Raw genomic sequence first — 23,486 nt, 5'->3', positions numbered from 1 at the left:
AAGGTAGTGAAGATACAAGTATGAAAGTACTATGCGTTGTGTCGCACCCGAGAAAAGATTCCCTGACCTTTAAGGTTGCCGATCGTTTCGTGCAGGGTCTTGCCGAGGCCGGCCACGACTATGAGATTTTGGACTTGCACGGGATTGGCTTCGACCCGGTTTTAAAAGGAATAGATGAACCGGATTGGTCAGCGGCGGAACAGACTTTTTCCCCTGAGGTGGAAAGGGAAATACGGCGAATGAAGGAGCATGATGCTCTGGCATTTATCTTTCCGGTGTGGTGGTGGCACTTGCCGGCCATGCTAAAAGGTTATATTGACCGTGTATGGAACAACGGGTTTGCGTACGGTTCGAACCAGCTTCATCATCGGCAAGTCTTGTGGATCGGTCTGGCGGGCGTTTCCAGAGAACAGATGAAAAAGCGTAACTATGATGAGACGATTGCTCATCTGCTCAATGTGGGAATTGCGGATTATTGCGGTGTGAACCATTCCCGGGTTGAATTTTTGTACGAGACCCTGGATTCCGATGCCAAACATTATGAGATGCTGCTTCATCAAGCGCATGACTTAGGGTTAAATTATGCCAAGGAACTGTAAATCATCGACAATCAGGCCGCCGATCTTTCGGTGGCCGGTGCTTGTTATGAAGCGCTATGCAAATGGATCTACCTTCCCAGTTCTCTCCCCACTTCTTCCATAATCACCCTTACGCCCTCCTCGATTCTCTCCGGCCTGACCCGTGAAATGCTGATTCGCAGAAATTTTTCCCGCTCGAGCCAGTTTGTCAAATAGAACGACTTTCCGGTCATTGCTTTCACCCGCCTCGCCGACAGGCGCTTTATCAGCCGATCCAAATTAACGGTTTGCGGCAGCTTAAATTGGATATAAACGCCGGAATCGACCTCGGATAACGCCACCAGGCCTTCGTGGTTATGTCGGCTCACCGCGTCGTTTGCCGCTCGAATCCGGGACGCATATTGACTGCTGATTTTATGCCGATGCCGTTCATACATCCCGTTTTTGATATATACATCGAGCGCCGCTTGTGACAATAGCGAAGTATCGGGATGCCCCTTATATGCTCGGAATGTCGCCGACAGCCGTTCCGGCAGCACAACCGCGCCTAGGCGCAGCCCCGGGAAGATGATCTTGGAGAAACTTTTTACATAAACGACATGGGAGGTCCGGCTATACGCGTAAATGGGATCGAACTGCTTCTCCTCCCCTAAATCCCCCATATAGTCGTCCTCAACGATGTACACATCGTATTTGTCCGCCAGCCGGGCGATGGCCTTCCGCTCTTCCTCACGGTACGTGGTTCCCAGGGGATTGTGGTATCTGGACATGGTGTAGAAAAATTTAATTCCGCCGTTCTTGAACTTTTGCTCCAACGCCTGCAAATCCATACCGGCTGTGCTGCGCGCAATCCCTTCTACCGGAATGCCCTCCGTCTCAAGGTATCGCAGATAGAGATCGTAGCTTGGCTGCTCGACCAGAATGGTCTTATTTCGGTTTGGAAACGGCATCCGAGCCAAAATTTCCAAAGCCCGCTGAGCCCCCGAAGTGATAATAATCTGCTCCGTCTTGGCAAATATCTGATCATTCGCCAGGTGGGATACCAGCGTCTGCCGGAGCTTCTCCAGCCCTCTTGAATCGCCGGCCGTGAACAGTTGCTGCTTGTAGGTATCGATCGCCTTGTTCAAACAATGCTGGAAGTCCAAGTAGGGAAATACGTGAACATCCGGCATGGCCGATGAAAAATCGATCCAGTCGTCATCCTCGGCTATGATTTCGGAGGCCGGCTTGTCGACGACATAGTACCCACTCTGTGGAATCGAGTAGATAGCGTGGCGCTTTTCCAACTCGGTGTAAGCCCGAACGACGGTGCTGACGCTGCACTCGTACAGCTTGGCGGCATCGCGGACGGAGGGGAGCTTTTGACCCGGGCGGTAGTGCCCTTCATTTAATTTAAGTTCCAGGTCGGAGAGGATTAGCAAGTATCTTTTCACGTTTTCTCCCTCATTTCTGCCACTCCCCATTATAAGTGATATTCAGAACTGTATCGATACAATTCCGGAAACTTGTTGTTGTGGGTGTCTCCATTTCGCTTTACCATTTCAAGTATTCAGCCCCATGTCCGCGAATATGACAACACTAAGGAGGCACTTACTACGATGAATTCATCCGGGTTAAAACTTGCTTATCTATGCGCTATTATGAATGCTATGATTATAGGGTTTTCCTTTTTATTTACGAAGATTGCGCTCGAATTTGCCGACCCTATGGATACACTGACCTTCCGGTTTGCCGCATCCTTCGCCGCGATGTCCATTCCCGTCCTGCTGGGCCGAGTTCGTTTGAACTATCGCGGAAAAAAGCTCCGCAAGGTAGTGCTCTTGGCCATATTGTACCCGCTGGCGTTTTTCGCGCTTCAATCTTACGGTCTGAAATATACCACATCCAGCGAAGGTGGCATTCTGCTCGCTTTTACGCCGGTTTTAACGCTGCTGCTGGCGTTCTTGTTCCTGAAGGAAACGACCACGCTTCTGCAAAAGCTATCCATCTGTTTGTCGGTGAGCGGAGTCCTGTTCATCTTTATCATGAAAGGCAGCGGCATCGATTGGTCCAACATGACGGGAATTGTTCTCTTGTTCCTGTCCTGCCTGGCCATTGCGGGCTACAACGTGCTCGCGAGAAGGCTGCTCAAATCGTTCAGTCCTGCGGAAATCACGTATGTTATGCTGGGCATTGCCTTTCTTTCTTTCCTGGCCATGTCGCTAGCCGGGCACACCGCCGCAGGTACGCTGGATCAATTGTTCTCTCCGCTGGCCAGCGGTGCGTTTGTTGCAGCCATTCTCTACCTTGGCGTCTTGTCTACCCTGGTTACGGCGCTTAGTTCCAACTATGCCTTGTCCCGAATCGAAGCCTCCAAAATGAGCGTATTCTCCAACCTGTCGACGATCGTGTCGATCGCTGCCGGAGCGCTTTTGCTCGGGGAAGAAATCAGAATGTACCATATCGTCGGTGCTGCGCTTATTATTGTGGGTGTCATTGGGACTAATCTGTTGGGGACTTCATCCTCGCCGAGCTTTCCAGCGAAATCGATCAGACGGCAATAGCAGTCTACTATGCGGCAAAAAAACCGTGTATTTTCAAACGGTTACCGGGATATCCTAATCACGGATTCTCAATAGATCGCAAAGGAATGAGTGCTTGTGAAAACCGATCAATCGCATTTAACCGCAGCGGAGATGGGGAAGCTTTGGGCCACATATGTGGGAAATACGATGGGGAAATGCGTGCTTGGCTATTTTCTTCAACATGTGGACGATAAAGAGATTAAAGAAAATTTACAATATGCCCTGGGGCTATGTAAAGAGTATATACAGACCATTGAAGCTATTTTTAAACAAGCCGATTTTCCGATCCCGGTCGGGTTTACGGACGACGACGTCAATTTGGAGGCACCCCGACTGTATGAAGACGATTTCTATCTTCATTACCTGCAGTATTTGGGTAAAGCCGGGGTGAGTATTTATAGCGTGGCTATCCCCTTGGTGACAAGGAAAGATATCCGGGATTTCTTCGTCAAAGCCCTTCAGGATACCAGTAAATTAATGGTCAATGTCACGGAGGCCTTACTCTCCAGAAATACATCCGTAAATCCACCCGTCCTTCCTCCGCCTCAAGGTGTGGACTTTATTACAAAGCAGAGTTTTTTAAATGTTTTCTTCGGAAAAGTGCGACCGCTGCAAGGATTGGAAATAGCCCATTTTTTCGGAAACTTGAACAACGACATCACGAGTAAAGCTATTATTACCGGCTTTGTTCAGGTGGCGAGAAGCGAAAAAGTCAGACAATATTTAGAGCGTGGAAAGAGGCTGAATCAAAAACATATTGATCTGATGTCGGACAAATTGTCTAAAGACGGTTTGCCGTTCCCTCAAAGTATAGATCATTTGGTCAGACCCTCCACGGAGCCTCCGTTCTCGGATAAACTCATGGTTTATCATAAAATCGACATGTTCTCCATGAAGATCCGGGAATACGCCAATGGCGCATCGCTGAATGGAAGAAAAGATATAGGCGTTTTATATGCAAAATGCCAATTGGATGTATCGTTGTATGTGGAGGATGGCGCCAATCTTATGATTGACCAGGGGTGGTTGGAGCAGCCTCCAGAGGCTATAGACCGGGAAGAATTGCACGCCGGACATTAAAACTTAGCCAGGGCCATCCCGCAAAGGATGGCTCTGCTTGTCATTCTGTACATATCCCATGTAGCCGAGGTTATGCGTCTTATGACAATGGAAATAATCATATTAATTGTAGTATGGATTTTAACCATTCTGCTGTTACTAGTTACGACACCGCGTAATAAAATTCGAGAAGCGTTTGTCATCTTTTCTTTTAAGCAAATACTTACCTGGTTTTTAGGTCTACTAGTTGTACAGTACAAATTAATTGAATATCCGGTTCGTATGTTTCCCTATGCATCGCGAAGTAGTTTTTCGTTCGAGTATTTTATCTTTCCCGCTCTCTGCGTCGTGTTTAACTTGAAATTTCCGAAAAACAAAACCAACATCCATAAAACACTCTGGTTTTTGTTTTTTCCAAGCTGGATGACCATTTTGGAGGTATTGGCGGAAAGGTACACCAACCTCATTCGCTACATCGATTGGAATTGGTTCTGGACGTGGGCTTCCCTTCTAATTACCTTTTGCTTGTCCCGTATTTTTTATCTTTGGTTTATGAAAAAACAAACCGGTGGGACAAAAAGTTCTTAAGTGGACTCTTCAGCTCAACTAAGGGGTGCTTCTCTTTATGGGGGGGAAGAAAAGGATTGAATTTGAACCATTTTTAATGGAGGATAGAGTAAAAAGCCCCTTGGAGGTACGTGTTTATGAAAACCATAGGTTTAATCGGCGGGATGAGCTGGGAGTCGTCGTTGTTGTATTACCAAATCATCAATCAACGGGTCAATGAGAAGCTGGGAGGACTTCATTCCGCCAAAAGCCTCATGTATTCCGTGGATTTTGATGAGATCAAAAGCCTTCAGTATCAGGGGAAATGGGATGAGGCCACGAAACTTATGATGGATGCGGCGCAAAAGCTGGAATCCGGCGGGGCTGACTTCATCGTGATTTGTACCAATACGATGCACAAGATGGCCAACGAAGTGGAGGAAGCCGTCACAATTCCACTGCTTCACATCGCGGACGCAACGGCGAAAGAAATGGTTAAGGACGGACGGCAGAAGGTCGCGCTATTGGGTACCGCTTTTACGATGGAACAAGATTTTTACAAGGGCAGACTTAGGGACAAGTTCGGACTTGAAGTGATAGTCCCCGGCGAGGCCGATCGAAGGGTCATTCATGACATCATTTATCAAGAGCTATGCCTTGGCATCATTAATGACGAATCCCGGCAATCCTATCTAAGCATCATACAGGAGCTTGGTCGACAGGGAGCAGAGGCGATTATTCTGGGTTGCACCGAGATCACCTTGCTCATTTCGCAAGAACATTGCGGAATCCCTCTCTACGATACAACAAGACTTCATGCGGAGTCTGCGGTTGACTTCGCGCTGTCATAGTGATGATCCGCGCAACTGCTCCTTAAGGGCACTTAATCGTTCTTCCAACCTGTCCAGGAGCTCTTTCGGCGCTTCCCTGACCTTGATATCCCCGCCCAGAAAAAGAAGCCAATCGGTGAATTCGGTCAATTCTTCGGGCTTATCCACAGGGATGAAAGTTTTTAGAATGGCCGTGGTTTGATAAGGGTTCGTATAGGAAACGGAAGCTTTTAAAGGATGGTACTTCTTGTATTGGGCAATGGCTTTCGGACCCAGATACAGGACAAGGTTAATTTCTTCCTCCTGTTTGCTCAGGGTTTCCATAATCTTTTTCCGGCTTACCCTTTTCTTCGGTTGGTAGAGTGTGATATCGGTGAGCCCGTCGACGGGAAACAGCCGCTTCCTTTCTTCCTGTAAGTCAAAGCCCTCCATCAGCCAGACGCCTTTTTGATGATAAAGATGCAGGAGATAGATGGGGTAGGACTTCATTTCCCGCGCTTCTTCGATCGTAATCCGTAAATAGCTGTCCGTAAGCAGGTTTTGGATGAGCTTTTCCAGCATGGGGTGGGGGAGGTCGGAAAGCTCAAGCAGATCGGGATTATGCGGGTTGGTTCCTTCAAAAAGCAGGATTTGATTCAAAAGAACAAGGTCGTCCTGCTGGTTGGTCGAGATGAGGCCCAGTAATTTCTCGGCTAGAGATTGACGGCTCTTCAGATAGGGGAGCTGCGCATTTCTTGTGGCCATAAAGGCGATAAAAAGGGCTTTGACTTCATTATCGGTAAAACGAACGCCGGGCAGGAGCTTGTTGTGCATGACAAAATAGCCCCCATCCCGTCCAACCTCGGCGACAAGCGGCATCCCCAAGGCTTCGATTTCCCGGATGTCCCGAATGGCCGTGGAACGGGAGATCTGAAATTCGCGCATGATTTCGGAGATGGTAAATTGGGAACGATTATTGATATACCGCATGATCGTATTAATCCGTTCAACTTTTTTCATTGCGACTCCTAAATGGTATCATTTTTTGACATGATTGAAGATTATCATAAACCTATCAAGTGAAGAACACAAATGAAATAAAAAAGAAGGAAGGTTATGAACATGGCAAACTATCAATTGGAAGAAAAAGAGGGCTTTATCGTTTACGGTCTGGGAACCGAGCTGAAGAGCGATTACACGGACTATGCCGGCATTAACAAGGAAAAATCGGACTTTTGGCAGGCGGTCCATCATGACGGAAGGCTCGATACTTTAAAATCCATGGCCGCCAACGACTATGTATTTGCCGTAAACGAAGCGGTGAACAACAAGATGATGTATTATGCCGGAGTCTTGACCGAGTCATCGGCGCCGGGGTCGGCATCCGCAGCGGAGGGTTCCCGGGTTATTCAATTCCCTAAAGGGGAATACCTGGTGGTTAAAGGGGAAGGGCCGACGGCCGATGCATTGAGTAATCAGCTTGCCGGGATTGCCTTCGGCCAAGTCCTGCCTGAAGTCAGCCATGTCGCGTATGTAGGCGGTCCGAATGCCACGGTGATCATGGGGCAGCGGGACGGTCAAGTGTTTGGCGAAATGTGGATTCCCGTTGTTCGAAAATAGATGGATAGACAGGAGGGGTGATGGAGATGTCCTATATTGTTGATTTTAAAAATGTGTCCACGATCGGTTTGGAGTCTTCACCCGTAGCGGAAGCGCTGGCCGGTTTGCGCGCGAATGAAGCCCGCTACTTCATGAACAAATACAAGCATGAATTTACGGTGGAACCCGCCGGCGAAAGCCAGGAGACTCTAGACTATGTGAACCGGATTTTGAAAGAGGAACGCGGCATCGAGTTTGCGGCCAAGCCTCTGGAAACGTCGCGTTTTCAAGTGGAGAATATCCGATGGGCCTACGTTTTTTATGAAGATGGCCTTGAGGTCAATGTCTTGTACACCGTGGACGACCCGAAGAAACGGGCGGTTGGTTTTAAACTCTCCGAGGGGATGGAGGTTCCCCGGGAGCTGGAGGAGAAGAAGTTTAAATTTGCCCGCCAGAAGTCCAAACTGGCCGGAACGATCCGGGGCTCGTTTTTCGTAATCAAAGGAGAGTATTAGAAAAACGTTTTAGCGTACGCATGCCCCATTCGCACAAGCAGCCAGCCCGCCCCCGGCGTAAACTGAAGTACAACTCAGTGATCGAGGTGAACTTCATGGCACAATCGAAAGAGATGCGTGCGCGAGCGAAGAAGCTGCAGGGCCATCCTGTATGTGTCACCCTGAACAACGGAGAGACTTACGTCGGCTACATCACGGACGTCAATTCCAGCGGGGTGGTACTCGCCGGCGCCGGAGCCCTCCCTCGCCCTTCGTCCGGGAAGCAAAGCACCCGCTCTCTGAAAAACAGAGCGGGTGCACGCTCCCCGGGGGGCGTCCGTCCCGGCAGCCGGAGAAGCGGCGCGCGCAAACCGTCCGGCCGCTCGCGATCCCGCAAGCCGGACGCCCAAGTGTCGGCGTTCCTGCCGATCTTGGGCTCGCTGTTCGGCGGTTTTGGCGGGTCCGGCGGCCCCGCTGCTGCGGGCGCCGGAGGGCTTGGCGGTATGCTCGGCGGCGGGATGCGGCTGTTCGGCATGATCCGGAGATTTGTTCCGGTCGTGAAGATGGGCTACGGCATGATCAAATCCATCCGCCCGTTTCTCGGCGCCGTTCAAGGCTTGATGGCTCCGGCGGGTCCGGCCGCTCAGGATAACGAATAATCGTAAACCTGCGGTACAATCATTTGAAATAAGCAAAACGGGCTAACCGCGATGGTTAGCCCGTTTTGCTTGAGGTCTTTAGGATTCCCCTTCATGTTCATCCTTCAGCTTGTTCATCTCCGTTAATGTCATCTCATTGCACTGCTTGATAAACGCAAGAATCAGCTGCAAATCCTCTGTCGAATACTGCGAGATGATTTGAAGCGTCGATTGCATAACGGATTCAAACATTGGCGAAATCTGGGCCGATCCTTCCGGAGCGGGCTTGACGACCACGCGTCTGCGATCATTCGGATCTTTATCTCTAACCACATATCCCGCTTGTTCCAACCGGTCGATGACACTTGTAACCGCCCCTGTGGTAAGACCGGTCAGTTGGGCCAGCTGTCCGGCGGTTACGGGGCCTGCGCGATTGATGTAATCCAGACATTTGTGATCGGTGGCGTTCAACCCCAGCTTTTCGGAAATCAACTGATGAAACATGACGGCGCGGGCGCTGTTTTGCCGTAATTCATCCAGTACATCTTGCTGCAAAGAAGAAAGCTCGGTGAAAGGAAAAGAGTCCCTTGACATTTACATACCTCCAAGTTAAGATCAATATATCTTGATTGATTAAGATAATTAAAATAAAAAGATAATTACCTTACTAAGAAAGTGTATGAATCAAACTTTTCAGGAACCAAGTATACCACAATTAAAGGAGCGGATCGACATGGATATGCAAGAAGCGCAGGATAGGAAAGAGATTGAATCCCTTTTTCGGAAATTGAAAACGGCTTGGGATCAGGGGGATGAGGCGGCGTATGGTTCTTGTTTTACGGAGGATGCCGACTACGTGACGTTTCAGGGAGAACATTTGCAGGGAAGAAAGGCGATATCCGATAGCCATAAAGCCTTATGGAACAGTGTTTTGAAAGGATCGACGCTGGAAGGGGAGATCAAGCAAATTCGTTTTCTTTCTCCGGAGACGGCGGTCTTTCATGGACTCGGCGTTGTCAAATTAAGATGGCAGAAACAAGCCCCCGTCAAAAGAGATTCCATTAATACCAACGTTGTTGTGAAACGAAACGGCCATTGGGTCATCGCGGCGTTTCAAAACAGCAGGATTTCCCCTCCGGGGCTGATGCAAAAAATATTCATGAAGTTCAGCAAGTAGCGGGAACGGCCGGCTGGCCCCGTTTGGCCTAATCCTTGTAAGCCTTTTAAGCCATCGCCATGATAAGGGTGATCACCGCTCGCTCCTGTGGTAAACTATGACAAAACGCACAAACTAATTTTCCCTGTCAAAAGGAGGCTACTATGAGCGAGACGGCTGTGGACCTGCAGTTACTAGAGAATTTAAAGCCGGGGCTAACCTCGTTTTGCTACCGAATGTTGGGATCTATCGATGACGCGGACGATGCGGTTCAGGAAACCTATATCCGGGCTTGGCAAAGCCGGGACTCCTTCAGGCAGGAATCATCGTACAAAACATGGGTTTATCGCATCGCCTCCAACCTGTGTCTGGACAAACTGAGACAAGCCAAACGCCGTACTCTGCCCGTTGACCTCTCCAACCCGGCGGCTGCGATTGTCGAGCCCCGCGAAACGTTGCCCGAGTCATCCTGGATCTGGGTTGCTCCCGACTTTGGAGAGAATCCCGAAGAGGCGCTCATTCGCAAAGATACCCTGCAACTCGCCTTCATCGCGCTTTTGCAAACCTTACCCCCTCGTCAGCGCGCCGTTCTTATTCTAAAGGATGTTTTCGACTGGTCCTCCAAACAGATTGCCGAAACTTTGGGGATGTCGCCGGCCGCCGTGAACAGCGCTTTACAGAGAGCCAGGGAAACCTTGAACCGGACCCGGCTGCGCTCCGACGAGCTCAGCCGGATGGATACCGAGCCTGATCGCGAGCTGCTGTCACGGTATGTGGAGGCCTTTGAACAATTTGATATCGATGCGCTGGTCGCGTTATTTCATGAGGAAGGCTGTATGTCGATGCCGCCTTTTGCCATGTGGGTGCGCGGCAGAAACGATCTGTTCGAGTTTTTTTCATTGACCCGGCCGCATTGTGAGGGCTCCCGCTTTGTGCCGATTACGGTAAATGGCGGATATCCCGCCTTTGCGCAATATATGCCGAATCCGGAGAACGCGGCGGTCCTCATCCCTTGGGGAATTCATGTGCTCGAGGTCAAGGATCATCAAATCCTCCACGTCCAAAATTTCATTAATACGAAATTATTTTTACGGTTTAGGCTGCCGGAGCAAATTCACCGATGAATTTCGAAGGTGGTTTACGTCTATACGCTTGAGAAACAAAAATCCGACGAAACCGAGTGAGGTGTCCTTTAAAATGGGAACAAGTAATCCGACGAAAGTAACCGTTCAGGCCGTAATTCAAGCCCCTGTGGAAAAAGTATGGAGCTGTTGGACGGAGCCGCAGCACATTACGAAGTGGAATCAAGCCTCCGAGGATTGGCATGCGCCAAGAGCGGAGAATGATTTGCGGCCCGGCGGCAAATTTACGACCCGAATGGAAGCGAAGGACGGCAGCATGGGTTTTGATTTTGGCGGGGTCTATGACGAAGTGAGGACGCATGAATGGATCTCCTATACGATGGGAGATGGAAGAAGGGGCGAAATCTCCTTTAGCGGCCAAGGCGGCGAAACGAAGGTCGTCGAAACGTTTGACGCGGAAAGCACGCATCCGGTGGAATTCCAGCAGGCGGGCTGGCAGGCGATTTTGGACAATTTCAAAAAGTACACGGAACAATCTTAGTTCTTAGACATAACCCTTGGCGTCCCGGCGGGCGCTTTTTTTTGTGCTATGTAGGTTGAACTATTGATTTGCATATTAGACAGCGGTGTAAAAGGTTCTTTTCACAATCTTGACCTGCAACTAAGGGTTTGGTTCGAATTAAAGGGAATTCCTCCCGTTAATTGGGTACGTATGCGGCTTCAGAGGCGAATTAGCTGGAAAACCTCCCGTTAATTTGCCTGAAATCGTGCATTTCGGCAATAGGGCCACGAAATAGATGGAACTTTTCCAGCTAAATCCGATCGAGGGGCCAAGAGCGGTAAATTAACGGGAAATTTTCCTGTTAATGATGCAGACTCCGACGACGGGACTTTATATCTACAATCGTGGGTGTTGGCTGCGTATATCCGAACCTATCACAGCCTTGCCCAACGCCAATTTTTTAGTTCAACCCTTATAAACGAAATTTCCCCCATAGACGTATTGGCTTGCCGGCGCTAAACTAGGAAGGTCGAAAGAGAAAAACACATGGTAGGAGCTTGTATAACGTGACCTTATCCGAACGTATTCCCTCGTGGAAGAAACTTAGTCTTTTTGCTGTGACTTGGCCCATTTTCGTCGACTCCGTGCTGCGGATGCTGCTCGGTACCGTCGATGTGTTTATGTTAAGCCGCATCTCCGACAAGGCGACAGGGGCCGTCGGCTTAGCCAACGAAATCATTTACTTCTGCATTCTGATGTTCGGCTTTGTCGGCATCGGCACCAGCGTGGCGGTATCCCAGTATATCGGCGCGGGGCGGGAGAAAGAAGCGAGCCGGATCTCGGCCCTTGCGATTACATTGAACCTGATTTTCGGCATTCTCGTCAGCCTGGTTCTCGTCGGTTTTGGGGAATCCCTCCTGCGGCTGTTGAACCTGGATCCCGAACAAATCGGCATCGCAAGCCACTATTTGGAGATCATCGGCGGATTTATCTGGATCGAGGCGCTGTCTTACGCGGTCTCGTCGGTGATTCGTGCGAGCGGCAACACCAAGAGCGTGATGTACGTAACTTTGGGCGTCAATTTGATCCATGTGACCGGAAACTATTTGCTCATATTCGGCAACCTGGGCTTTCCGGAGTGGGGCGTTACGGGGGCGGCCGTCTCCACGGTCGTTAGCCGCTTCCTCGGCATCATCGTTCTTTTTATCCTGTTGTATCGCCGAATTCCCGCACCGATCCGACGGAAGGATTACGTCACCTGGAACGGTCCCTACGTGAAACAGATTATGAGCGTGGGGCTCCCGGCGGCGGGCGAGCATCTGGCCTGGCAGTCGCAATACCTCATGGTGATCAGTTTTGTCAACATGATCGGCATCACCGCGTTAAATACGCATGTTTATGTCATGAACATATCGAATTATTTCATGGCGCTTGCGTTGGCGATCGGATCGGGGACCGAGATCATCGTCGGACAGATGGTCGGCGCGGGGGAAATGAAGGCGGCCTATCGGCGGCTGATAACCAGCGTGAGGATCAGCTTCCTGTTAACGTTGGCTGTCGTCGGGGTAGCGGCGATATTCCGGCACGAGCTGATCGGCATGTTCACGGAGGACCCCAAAATCATTGCCGCGGGAGCGGGGATTTTTCTGCTGTCCATCGTACTCGAACCCGGCCGGACCTTCAATATGGTGATCATCAATTCGCTGCGCGCCGCCGGAGATGCGCGTTTTCCCGTCTTGATGGGCGTACTCTCGATGTGGGGGGTCTCGGTGCCGCTGGCTTATGTGCTGGGCGTTCATTCCGGATTGGGACTGCTTGGCGTATGGATCGCTTTTACGGTGGACGAATGGCTCCGCGGGGTCATGATGCTGCTTCGCTGGAAAAGCCGGGCCTGGGAGAAGAAGGCGCTCGTAAAACCGGTTTCCGTTGCGGAAAACGGGGCGGGGGCGCAGGCTTAAAACGGGTATGTTATATCAAAAACAGGGCTCCCTCGCCTGAGGGAGCCCTGTTTGAGGTGAAACGCGGTTGCCCGGGTTATTCCGGCCTGCCTGGCGTGACCCCGTGAATATAAGTCTGCCAAGGGGTATCCAGTGCTCCTTGGCCCGGGTTGTAGGTGAAGAAATACTCGACAGTATCCCCGTGCCGCAGGTTGTTGACCGCATAGGTATAGTTGCCGTTCCCCGTAGGGGTCATGGCTACGTTGAGCTGTGTGCCGTTATTGACCTTGTAGTGCAAATCGGCGAAGGTTGCGCCGTTTACATAGAACAGCAAGTTATCGCCGGTTTTCTTCAGGCCTTTCACTTCATCGCCGATGACGACCGTGGAGGGGGAACCCGGGCCGGGCTCTCCGGGAATTTGGCCGCCGCCGTCTTTGTACACGCGTACATAATCCACTTGCAGCGTCGCAGGGATGTCGCCAGGACCCGGAGTCACACCGCCGTCAAAGTTTCCGCCGATCGCCAGATTCATAATGAGATAGAAAGGCTGGTCGAACGGGGCGTTCGGGTTGTTCGGCGCAGCGGAGGAGTACCATTGATCCCGGGTGGCTTTAAAAAAGAACTTGCCGTCCACGTACCACTTGATGTTGTCCTCTTCCCAGATGACGGAATAGACGTGATAGTCACTCGCGATGGTTTGCCCTGCCGGGAAGTGATATTCGCCGGAAAGATAGGTATTGGCCGGCCATTGTCCGCCAAAATGAATGGCGCCCGAAGACGTGCCGGGCAAACGCCCTCTCGCTTCCATCACATCGATTTCCCCGGATGCCGCCCATGTCCCGTAGGCCTGGTCCTGCGGAAGCATCCAGAAGGCCGGCCAGATGCCGTTCCCCACCGGCAGTTTCGCGCGAAAATCCACCCTGCCGTATTTGAGCGAAAAATGATCCTTGGTGTTAATCTTACCGGAAGAGTATTGGGCATACCGGTTTGGATCCTGCGGGAAGGATTTGGGCTCGTTCAAAGCCCGGATATTCAACTTCCCGTCCTGCACAAATACATTTTGCGGGCTATTGGTGTAGTGCTGCAGTTCCGCATTGCCCCAACCCCAAGTACCGGGATCGTCATTGAGGTAATAGCCCAGTTCATAATTCCATTTCCCCGCATCCAGCCGGTTTCCGTCAAACTCATCCTGCCAAACCAGCGTCATGCCCTCGATCGCCGGATCGTTCGGAGTTCCGAGCGGAATATCCCCCTGATCGTTTTCATCGGGACGGGGAGCGTCGGGATTTCCGACAAAGGTATAGTAGACAAAATTGTCGCCGACATTTCCGCCCGCCTGCCCATTTACGGGATATCCGATCCGGAGCTGCATATCTTCCTGGATGGGCTGGAACCACAGCCCGTAGATATGATCGGCCCAATACCCCCACTGATTGGCGCTGGACAGATTATTGTAACCGTTCGCGGAATATACGAATCCGCTCTGACCGGAATTTCCCAAGTCGACCCATTGTCCGTTGATACGAATCTGGTATACGAAGTTCCCAAGTTCATCGGCGACCGGGGCGCTTCCATCAATCTTGGGCAGAGGCAGACCGATGGCGCCGCTTTCATTTGCGGTGAAAGTCGTTCCATCAAAGGGAGTAAGGATATATGAATTTCTTACCGGTTCATTAAAAGTGATGGTATAAATGACGTTAGCCGAAGAGGTTTTCGATGCCAACTTGACGTTAATCGACTCCTTGACGTTAAACCAGTAGCCGCCGCCTCCGTCGGTGAACTGGCCGAAGTTTTGATCGTAGATCCAGCCGCTGGCCGCGTTGTTGTCAATATCGATCCATGCGCTGCTGTTTACGGGTTTAACATACAACTTCAAATCATCGGCCACAGCCGCGTAAGGAATACCCGGATCATGGTTGAAGACCGGATAAGTGAAGCCGGCTCCGCCCGTCGTTCCCGCCGTGATTTCCGGCCCTTGCGTCGGCGTCATCGCCGTAATCGTCGTTTTGTTGATATTTTGGAATACCAGTTTGTAGTCGAGCGTAACCCCATTCGCTTTGGAGTACAACTGAATCTCTGTCGTGGCGGAAAGGGTGAACCAGTAGCCGTTAAAGCCGCTGTCGCTCCAGTGGCCCCAGTTTTGGTTATAAACAAAGCTGCCGACACTGTCGATATCGACCCAACTGCCGTTGACTTTCACCTTCACGCCCAAGTCTTGGACAACCTCGTTCCAGGTGGCGGAGCCCCCATTGAATATGGGCATAACGAATCCGTAACTGGCCTGACCGACCCCCGATTTTGTGATGACAGGCCCGTCAGCCGCCGAGAAGTAACCCATCGAGGTGATGGTTGTCCCCGCTCCTTCAGCCGCCTGGGCTTCGGAAGTCGGCCACAGGCTGATGCCGCTCGCGATCACGATCGTCAGGATCAAACTGCATACTTTTTGAACAAACCGCTTTTCCCTAAAGTGAGACCGCCTCATAAATACCCTCCCTCAATTAAAGGATTTCCCCAACCTATGTAACCCGTGGAAAATAATTGCACAGGGGAATACCTTCATTGTATCAACCCGGATCATCCGAGAGATAGGTGCCATTTTTCGGGTAGGGTGCCCGTTTTTCTGACAGCAGGGGATGAAATAAGAATTTTGCGAGTGACCGATGATTTGGGGGTGCGTAAATCGTCTATAAGAATGAATCAAATTTCACCGAACCCAAGGAGGTACTATTTATGACTGTAAAACTAACCCCTTATATTACTTTGGAGGGAAACGCAAGGGAAGCTATTCAGTTTTATGAGCAGGCCATTGGCGCTAAAGTTCTCTCGATGATGACTTACGGGGAGATGCCGGAAATGCCGAATACGTTTACTGACGATTTAAAAAAACTGGTGGCCCACGCAAAGGTACAAGTGGGTGAAACGGAACTTATGTTTTCCGATGCTCCAGGGGGTTCACCCATTGCCAACGGAAAAAGAGTAACCATTTGCATCACAACGAACGACGTGGAGAAATCAAGACAGATCTATGAGGCTTTGCGGCAAGGCGGGCATGTGAATTTGCCGTTTCAGGAAGAAACCTTTAGCCCCGGATTTGGAGATGTCACGGACAAGTTCGGAGTTACCTTTCAAATTTATACGGAGATTCAGGACTAGCGCCTTTCAGACATCGTAGTAGGGGAAAAATCGTATTTAACCCCACTGGCGTTGCATGAAACCTGACCTGGTGCCGCCTATTCGCAATTTCTCTTACCACCGGCTATAATAGCGGCGTTTTGGGCCGTTATTATAGCCCGATTTGCGTTTTCGGGAAAAATAGCGGCCAAAAGGGGCCTTATTGCTCTGGTTCGGGTCCCAAAATCAGGTTTCGGCCCGCTTTTCCCAAAAATAAGGCCCCAAAAGACCTCTATTTCACTCGGAAAGGACGATTTCGACAAAATAGCGCCTCAAACGGCCCTTATTTACCCGTCCGGCTCAATGGAGGCGGCTACAGCCGTTAGTCTCCTCATGTTAATGCAACGCTAGTGACTTAACCCGCGGAGATCAAGGCACCTGGGCACTTTCCTCCCCTTCCAAGTCCAAAAAGATGCAAATCTGCAGGTATTTTAGGCCGGTCCCCGAGGGAATTCGAAAAAGGATGCAAATCTGCAGGTATTTCCGGCGACTTTAGAGAAACGAGCCGATTTCGTCGAAAATTCCTGCAGATTAGCAGGAATTTTGAAATCATTGTTCCAAACCGAAAAAAACATGCACATATGCAGGAATTCTATGTTATCGAGGTTGTCTGATAGGGCACTGGATCAATGTGGTACCGAGTTGTGCCTGTTGGGGTGCAATCTTTTTAATTTGGGTTACTCCAAAATAGACCCCGAATGAGCAGGATATATTGAAGTACCGAAAAGGACTTAAAAGATTCATTAAAAAATCCGAAGTATATTTATGAAGGTGACGTAACCCTTACTCCTCCTGGAAAAGGAGCCTGACCATCAGGCTATTCTCCTTTACGGCTTCCGCTTCATTCCTCTATTGTTTTTTCGTCTCCAAGTCCCTTTGTCGAGTTTTGTCTAGAATTTGTAGAGATCTCTCGTAATATAATGGGGAAGTACGCTGTTTAAAATGGGCGTACTCTGCCATTTGCAGGATGGAAGTGTCGAATATGGTTGAAAAAGGGGGGGGGAGAAGTTACTAGCATGATCGACAGCCTGAACGCCCATGACCTTCAGCCAATTATTTAAAATTTGAAATATTTGGGTGATGTAAAGGGTCGTTGGGATCAAGCAGACGCATAGGTCTATGCGCGTTTAGGCAATTTTGGAACGGGGGAGATTACAGTCTTGAAACATGAACGCAGCATAGGTAAAGCAATACTCTCTTTCTGCCTGGCGATGATGCTTGTCTTGCAAACGGTGGCGTTCTCTGTCACTGCTTATGCGGAAAGTGTGCCAAGCGAGTCCGGAGCGGAGGCCGTTAGGGAAGCCGATTCGCCGAGCGCGGACGAAGCGCCGTCGGCACCTGAGGCGGTGTACGATGTGCCGAACCATTTCATGGTGACGGCGGCAGCCCCGACGGACAAAACGGCGGTCCTCATGGGAGCCAATTCGCCTTTTCCGTTGGAAGTCGTGCAGAACGAAAATGTCTTACATACGGATGACGTCATTCATGGCAGAAAGCCCTTCACCTTAAGATCGGGCGATATCAAGATCCCGGTGAAAGGGGATGCCGACAATCCGAACACGGTGGATGGCAGCACGGTCATTTTGCATGGCGACTATGTCATGCTGGACAAAGCGACCTATTTTCCGGAAGTCATTCTGCCGGATGCCACAATGACGCTCAAGGAAAAAACGGGTTACACCATCGGAACCGCTTATTTCTCCGAAGCGGGGATCAGGGTGGTGTTCGATGGCGAAGAACGCTTCTTCAATGGCCAGGGCAAGAACGTCCAGTTCGGCTTTGAGTCCACCGCTAAGGCAGACTTGTCGGGTATACAATACGGCGAGCGAAAGCCGATTAACATCTTCGGCGGGAACTACCTGCTTGAAAACCCTCAAGTTACGCCTGCGTACAGCATTAAACTGAAATCGAACAGCAATGCTACTGAAAACAACTGGATTTATCCGGCAGACTTCGTGGATGGAACCATCGAGTGGCAAGTGGACATTGCCGCTACGGATGAGTTCGATCCCACCATTCCGCAGCCGTTGGACGGGCTAAAGTTCTACAACGCGCTCGATCCGACTCAGGTGGGCACCTTGGTGGAGGGCTCCCTGAAGGTTAACGGCAACACAGTGACACCGGAAAGCGGCACCGCGAACGCGCTGGTCTATACCTTCCCGGAGGGATTCGGTGACAAGGCGACCGTCACTTTCAGGACGTGGATTCCTAAGGCGAAATATTATACTGAGTATAATACGGCTAGTGGGTACCAGACTGTCACAAACATCACGGAGTTGAGAGACAAGACGGACAGCAAGCTGCTTTCCTCGAATTCTTGGCGCGTGACTTTCAGGCCCGACTGGATTCAGAAGAGCGGTACGCTGAACAAGCGGACGAGTTCTTCAGACCCGCGTACCATTACGTGGACGATTGACGTTAACAAGAACTACAGCAAGCAAGGGCTTAAGAACTTTACGATCACCGATCCCTTGCCGGCCGGACTTACCCGATTATCGGCCGCTTGGCAAACATGGGACGGTCAGAAGTGGTCGGACACAACAACGCCGATCACCCCTGATGCCAACAATGTGTACTCCTTCGGTGAGGTAAACGGCCCGATCCGTCTGGTCATTGTATCCGAAGTTACGGGCAGTCAGCCCAGCTTCAATAACAAGGCCACCGCCCAGTGGAAGCTGGATGTCAATACCGTGCAGGACAATGACCAAGCTACCGTGTGGGACACCGCCGTTGTCACCATTGGCGCCCATACCCTGACAAAGAGTGTAGGTACCGGTGATACCCTTGCTTTGGGCACATTGCCGTGGAAAATCACCCTAACACCTCAGGAAGCTCTTCCGGACGGTGCGGTGTACGATCTACTTGTGTATGGGGATGCAAGCTCCATCGACTTCACCAAGATTACCGCCAATCCGGTGCTTGACTCCGCAATTTTGAATCAGTTGAAGGGGAACAGCAGGGAGAATTACTACCAGCGGTTCCAGTCCGGTTCCTTTCAGTCGAGTGACGGCTTAACGCATCAAGTATACACGCTTTCACAGGATGGGAAGCCTGTCGCCGACTTGCTTCAGGTCACCGGATACAATACCGATAAGCCCGCTTCCTTCACATATAACTCCCTGCTGACACAGTGGGAGCATTTCGCGGGCAATAAGTCCACGGATCAGTATAACCGGGCGGTCTTGTTTGAAGGCACAACTCGGACAATTGATTCCAATCGGATTTCTCAACGATTCAACAGCGGCGTGCTGGCCAAAGAGATGCTCTTTGCGTCCAAACCGGATGGGACAGGCGTTATCCCTAACGATGTCAGAAGCTACATCCGGGACGACGCTAACCAAACTTATACACTGGCAGCCTTTGATCGGGTGAGCAAGACGGTGACCTTCCGGTTTTCGATCAATATGAACGGCATGAGGACCGAAGAGATGGCCAAGGATGGCGGAAATCACGTTGCCAGCGACATCAAACTTGTAGATACCCTGCCCGAGGGCTGGGAGTTTGTACCCTATTCGGAGGGACAGGATTTTGCGATTTACAAGGGAGCCCGGGCAGACTATGGAGCGACGGTTAGCGCAACGACGCTGATTTCCGACCCAAGTGGTCTCGTGAGCTTCTCCGCTGCAGGGAACGTAGGTACCTTTTCCTTTACCAAGCTGGAAAGTCCTTACGTCGTTCTGGTCAAGGCAAGACCGAGCGAGGCGGCCCTCCGTCAATACTTTGAATCAGGCAACGCAAAAATTGAAGCGACGAACACCGCCGAGATGCAAATCACATGGGGGGATGAGCCTACCGCGGTCAAAGCCAGCCGCAAGGTCATCGTTCCGATGCAGACGCTGGGCAAATCGGTGACTAAGCCGAACCCTGGCGTACTGGAGTGGACGGTGAACTACACACCTCCTTTCGAGGTGAAGAACGGCGTCTATCTGCAGGATACTCTTGGCGAGGGGCTGGCTCTGCGCAAGGACGAGAAGGGGGACCTCTCGTTGCGGCGCCCTGACATGGCGGTGTACCACGCCAAGCTGACTCCAAGCGGAGCTCTTGTCAGGGACGGCGAAGCGCTGAACCTGTACGATCCGAACAGTGAAGTCAAGGTGGAAACCGTCACGGAAGGTGGAGCGACCCGGTTGATTTTCCGCATGGCGAATCCGAACCAGCTCTACCAATTCGTTTATCAGACCGAGGTCACCGAAGTACCTAGCGGTGGTAAGGCGGGCAACGAGATCAAGCTGATGGGCGATGACACCCTGGACGGTATCAGCGCCAAAAGTGAACACGCTGTCGATAACAGTGACGTAGGCGGCAGCGCGGAAACTCAGGGTAAACTGGATCTGCTTAAGGTTGACCCCAATGGCAAGCCGCTGGGCGGCGTAATCTTCAAGTTGTATGAGCCTGACGGTGTGACAGAGGTCACCGGCGGAACCACCGGTTCGGACGGCAAGCTTAGCCTGTTTCCCAAAGCGGGACTCTATGTGCTCAAGCAAACCTTTATTGACGAGACCACCTATCTGCCGACCACGACGGTTTATCAGGTACGTGTAGCTTCGACTCCTTGGAATCCGATCTGGGTGGACGGAGTGGAGGTAACTAAAGAAAAGCCGCTCGTTGTGCCAACCCCGGTGTGGGTGCCCGGCGATTTGAAGTTGAGCACGGCGATCGAAAGACTAGGGGCTGACCCGAACAAGGAATTTGAATATACGATTTCTTTCAGCAACCATAAGTCTTATGCCTATAATGGCTCCGCAAGCGGCACCATAGCCGACGGCGGAACCGTTAAGCTCAAAGGCGGCCAGTCGATTACGATCAAGGATATCCCGGACGGCATCACCTACACCATCGTTCAGAAGAGTTACGCAAACGATGGCTATACGACCGATCCGGAGAATCTGACGCGCACCGGCAGCATCGTGAAGGAACAAACGGCCGAAGCGAAGTATGTTAACGCCAAGTACCTCCCCGGCAAGCTGACGATCGGGAAGACGGTCGAAGGCAACGGCGCGGACAAGAACAAGGCGTTCGATTTTACCGTTACGTTTGAGGGCCCGGGAGCGGGCAAAACGTATACGTATACGACATCGGACGGTGCGACGGGAACCGTTCAGTCCGGCGGCAAGATCGCCCTCAAGCATGGGGAAACCGCCGTCATTGATGGAATTCCCAAGGGTACAATCTACACCGTCACCGAGGCTGATTATACGGCCGAAGGATACACGACAACCTGGCCAGACCGGAAAACGACCGGCACCATTACCGATGGAGGCGACCATGAAGCGGGGATCGTTAACACGCGGATGGTGTACGGCGGTCTGCTGATCGGTGAAACGGTCGAAGGCAGTGGGGCGGACAAGAATAAAGAGTTCGAGTTTACGGTCCAATTCCCGGACGCCGCTGCGGGTAAGGCGTACGCCTACACCAAGTCGGACGGCACGACGGGAACGATCAAGTCCGGCGGTAAGATCACCCTTAAGCATGGGGAAACCGTCGCTATTGAGGGCATTCCGAGCGGTGACCGATATATCGTCACGCAGACCGATTATTCGGGCGAGGATTATAGCGCCGACCCGGCGAATCGGAAGTATACCGGTGAGATTATAGCGAAGCGGATTGCCGAAGCCCGGTACGTCAATGCAAGGTATCTCCCCGGCAAGCTAACGCTGACGGCGGATCCCGAAGTCGTTCCCGGCAACGGTAAGACACCTTCGCAGTTGACGGCAACGTTGACCGATTATGACGGCAAGCCGGTGGCGAACGAGGAAGTCATCTTCCTGCTGCCGGATCAATCGGAAGTGAAGGCGACGACCGATGAGCAAGGGAAAGCGGTTATCTCTTATACACCGCCGGAGCTGAAAACTACAACGCCTGAGGATCACTTTATCGTGGCTAAGGTGGACAGCCTGACGGAAGGGAAATTGACGAGCAACATCGCGAAGGTAACTACCGTACCGGCAGCGATCATCGGGGTGCTGCGCGATAACGAAACGGGCGAAGTGATTCCGAATGCGACTATTGTTATTACCGATAAAACGAATGGCAAAGAGCATGAGATCAAAACCGACGCCGATGGTGCGTACTTCTATCCTGTGTTGTATGGCGGCGACTATACGATCAGTTACACCAAATTGATCGAAGTGGGCGGCGTCGAACAGCCGATCACTTTCACGCAAAAAGCGCAAGTCGAGGGTGATGTGAGAGGCGGAGAACTGGTTCCGGCAGACATTACGGCCGTAGGTGTCGTACTCCTGAAGCTGCCTGAAGGGCAGTCTTCACTGGTGACCGGCGAGCTCGCCGGCAAGATGCGCATCTATTTGCGCGATGCGAACGATCAATATGTTAAGGACCAAGATGGCGCTCCTAAAGCATTTCATTTGCAGCCGAACGGCGCATTCTCGGCGGACGGTTTAACCGCGGAGAACTATAAGATGGAAGTGCGTTACGAATTTGAGCCGGGTCAAGAACTGACGATTGTTCGGGATGCGATTCTGAGTGTGAAGGCCAGCGGGGAATTGAATATTTCCCAGGAGCTCGTTGATCCATACGGCATCATTACGGATAAAAACACCGGCGCCGTGATTGAAGGTGCCGAAGTGACCCTGTACTATGCCGACACACCGGAGAACAAAGCCAAAGGTATTGTGCCAGGCACGAAAGTGACGCTGCGGAGCATTCCGGGCTTTGCACCGAACGATAACGCCAGTCCAAGTCAGTACAGCGACGCAACCGGTGCATATGCGTACATGGTGTTCCCGAATACGGATTACTATCTGGTGGTTACAAAAACCGGATATGTGACGCATACAAGCGACCTGATCAGGGTTGGAAGCGACATCGTACGCTACAATGTAGAATTGAGCCCGGTAAGTACCGGCGGCAATAGCGGCGGCGGAGGAACAGGCGGCGGATCAGACTCCGGATATTCTTATCCGGTTCCGGTGACCCCCGTTCCTAATCCTGTCAAGCCGGAACCTGGCAGCATCGATAGCATAAACGGTACCGTCGTCGACAGCGTAACCGGCAACGTTGACAAGGGAACCGGCAATGTGGATAACGGAGCCGGGAATGTCGACAACGGCGCTGGCAACGTGGATAACGGAACCGGCAACGTCGACAATGGAACCGGCAGCGTGGATACCGGAGCCGGCAACAACGTCGACAACGGCATCGGAAACGCCGGCAACGAAGCCGACAATGTCGTTGACGGACCTGGCATTGTCGACGACGAGCTGGACGATGTCCCGGAAACGGGGGATCACAGACCTTCGCCAATCTCCTATCTGATTTTGGCGCTGTTGTCCCTGATTACTATCGGAATTTGTCTGCTCGACAGAAAGAAGAAAAAACACATCCTGTAATC

The 23,486-nt window shown here is 51.4% G+C and carries 18 protein-coding genes; 14 read left to right on the top strand and 4 right to left on the bottom strand.

Translation table 11 applies throughout. The features are described 5' to 3' along the window. Window positions 1-20: 20 nt before the first annotated feature. On the top strand, window positions 21-599 hold the full coding sequence (locus LBW89_RS09400) for an NAD(P)H oxidoreductase (protein WP_148453903.1): 579 nt from the start codon (window positions 21-23) through the stop codon (window positions 597-599). Between the two features lie 68 nt (window positions 600-667). Here the strand turns inward: LBW89_RS09400 and LBW89_RS09395 are convergent, their stop codons facing one another. Continuing rightward, complete coding sequence (locus tag LBW89_RS09395; RefSeq protein ID WP_148453901.1) at window positions 668-2,011, bottom strand: PLP-dependent aminotransferase family protein; 1,344 nt, start codon at window positions 2,009-2,011, stop codon at window positions 668-670. 165 nt (window positions 2,012-2,176) lie between these two features. Here LBW89_RS09395 and LBW89_RS09390 point away from each other — a divergent pair, with 165 nt between their 5' ends. The 4 genes from LBW89_RS09390 to LBW89_RS09380 all read left to right on the top strand — a co-directional run bounded on the left by LBW89_RS09390 (window position 2,177) and on the right by LBW89_RS09380 (window position 5,598). Continuing rightward, on the top strand, window positions 2,177-3,121 hold the full coding sequence (locus LBW89_RS09390; protein WP_148453899.1) for a DMT family transporter: 945 nt from the start codon (window positions 2,177-2,179) through the stop codon (window positions 3,119-3,121). Window positions 3,122-3,217: 96 nt separating this feature from the next. Then, entirely contained in the window at window positions 3,218-4,222 is a 1,005-nt protein-coding gene (locus LBW89_RS09385; protein ID WP_225039057.1) for a DUF3231 family protein, read from the top strand. A 27-nt stretch (window positions 4,223-4,249) separates the two neighbouring features. After that, window positions 4,250-4,789, top strand: a complete 540-nt coding sequence (locus LBW89_RS27700) for a CBO0543 family protein (protein ID WP_318249347.1) — start codon at window positions 4,250-4,252, stop codon at window positions 4,787-4,789. A 116-nt stretch (window positions 4,790-4,905) separates the two neighbouring features. After that, entirely contained in the window at window positions 4,906-5,598 is a 693-nt protein-coding gene (locus LBW89_RS09380; protein WP_148453895.1) for an aspartate/glutamate racemase family protein, read from the top strand. Here LBW89_RS09380 and LBW89_RS09375 read toward each other — a convergent pair. Beyond that, window positions 5,593-6,576 carry a helix-turn-helix transcriptional regulator gene (locus LBW89_RS09375; protein WP_148453893.1) on the bottom strand — a complete coding sequence of 328 codons (984 nt, stop codon included), beginning with the start codon at window positions 6,574-6,576 and terminating at the stop codon, window positions 5,593-5,595. The genes LBW89_RS09380 and LBW89_RS09375 overlap by 6 nt on opposite strands. Window positions 6,577-6,678: 102 nt before the next feature. Between LBW89_RS09375 and LBW89_RS09370 the strand changes: the two genes are divergently transcribed. The 3 genes from LBW89_RS09370 to LBW89_RS09360 all read left to right on the top strand — a co-directional run bounded on the left by LBW89_RS09370 (window position 6,679) and on the right by LBW89_RS09360 (window position 8,308). Continuing rightward, on the top strand, window positions 6,679-7,176 hold the full coding sequence (locus tag LBW89_RS09370) for a GyrI-like domain-containing protein (protein ID WP_148453892.1): 498 nt from the start codon (window positions 6,679-6,681) through the stop codon (window positions 7,174-7,176). 26 nt (window positions 7,177-7,202) lie between these two features. Then, complete coding sequence (locus LBW89_RS09365) at window positions 7,203-7,670, top strand: phage tail protein (RefSeq protein ID WP_148453890.1); 468 nt, start codon at window positions 7,203-7,205, stop codon at window positions 7,668-7,670. Window positions 7,671-7,765: 95 nt separating this feature from the next. Then, on the top strand, window positions 7,766-8,308 hold the full coding sequence (locus LBW89_RS09360) for a hypothetical protein (protein ID WP_225039056.1): 543 nt from the start codon (window positions 7,766-7,768) through the stop codon (window positions 8,306-8,308). A 78-nt stretch (window positions 8,309-8,386) separates the two neighbouring features. Here LBW89_RS09360 and LBW89_RS09355 read toward each other — a convergent pair whose 3' ends face one another. Further along, a complete protein-coding gene (locus LBW89_RS09355) occupies window positions 8,387-8,881 on the bottom strand; it encodes a MarR family transcriptional regulator (protein ID WP_213506560.1) in 495 nt (164 codons plus the stop codon). A 139-nt stretch (window positions 8,882-9,020) separates the two neighbouring features. Here LBW89_RS09355 and LBW89_RS09350 point away from each other — a divergent pair, with 139 nt between their 5' ends. From LBW89_RS09350 to LBW89_RS09335, 4 genes are all read left to right on the top strand, one after another. After that, the gene (locus LBW89_RS09350) at window positions 9,021-9,464 is read left to right on the top strand and encodes an SgcJ/EcaC family oxidoreductase (protein WP_148453884.1); all 444 of its coding nucleotides are present in this window, start codon (window positions 9,021-9,023) and stop codon (window positions 9,462-9,464) included. A 143-nt stretch (window positions 9,465-9,607) separates the two neighbouring features. Further along, complete coding sequence (locus LBW89_RS09345; RefSeq protein ID WP_225039055.1) at window positions 9,608-10,567, top strand: sigma-70 family RNA polymerase sigma factor; 960 nt, start codon at window positions 9,608-9,610, stop codon at window positions 10,565-10,567. A 73-nt stretch (window positions 10,568-10,640) separates the two neighbouring features. Next, window positions 10,641-11,066: an SRPBCC family protein gene (locus LBW89_RS09340; RefSeq protein WP_225039054.1), complete on the top strand. Its 426-nt coding sequence runs from the start codon at window positions 10,641-10,643 to the stop codon at window positions 11,064-11,066. Window positions 11,067-11,593: 527 nt separating this feature from the next. Continuing rightward, complete coding sequence (locus tag LBW89_RS09335; protein ID WP_225039053.1) at window positions 11,594-12,985, top strand: MATE family efflux transporter; 1,392 nt, start codon at window positions 11,594-11,596, stop codon at window positions 12,983-12,985. Between the two features lie 76 nt (window positions 12,986-13,061). Here the strand turns inward: LBW89_RS09335 and LBW89_RS09330 are convergent, their stop codons facing one another. Then, entirely contained in the window at window positions 13,062-15,446 is a 2,385-nt protein-coding gene (locus tag LBW89_RS09330) for a glycoside hydrolase family 16 protein (RefSeq protein WP_225039052.1), read from the bottom strand. Between the two features lie 248 nt (window positions 15,447-15,694). Between LBW89_RS09330 and LBW89_RS09325 the strand changes: the two genes are divergently transcribed. Together LBW89_RS09325 and LBW89_RS09320 are read left to right on the top strand one after the other, a co-directional pair. Then, window positions 15,695-16,117 carry a VOC family protein gene (locus LBW89_RS09325; protein WP_225039051.1) on the top strand — a complete coding sequence of 141 codons (423 nt, stop codon included), beginning with the start codon at window positions 15,695-15,697 and terminating at the stop codon, window positions 16,115-16,117. Between the two features lie 1,178 nt (window positions 16,118-17,295). Continuing rightward, the gene (locus LBW89_RS09320; protein WP_148453872.1) at window positions 17,296-23,484 is read left to right on the top strand and encodes a carboxypeptidase regulatory-like domain-containing protein; all 6,189 of its coding nucleotides are present in this window, start codon (window positions 17,296-17,298) and stop codon (window positions 23,482-23,484) included. Window positions 23,485-23,486: the final 2 nt, after the last annotated feature.

This window comes from Paenibacillus sp. alder61 (assembly GCF_020179875.1).
GTDB lineage: Bacteria > Bacillota > Bacilli > Paenibacillales > Paenibacillaceae > Fontibacillus > Fontibacillus faecis.
This window is presented reverse-complemented; position numbering and strand designations above follow the sequence as displayed.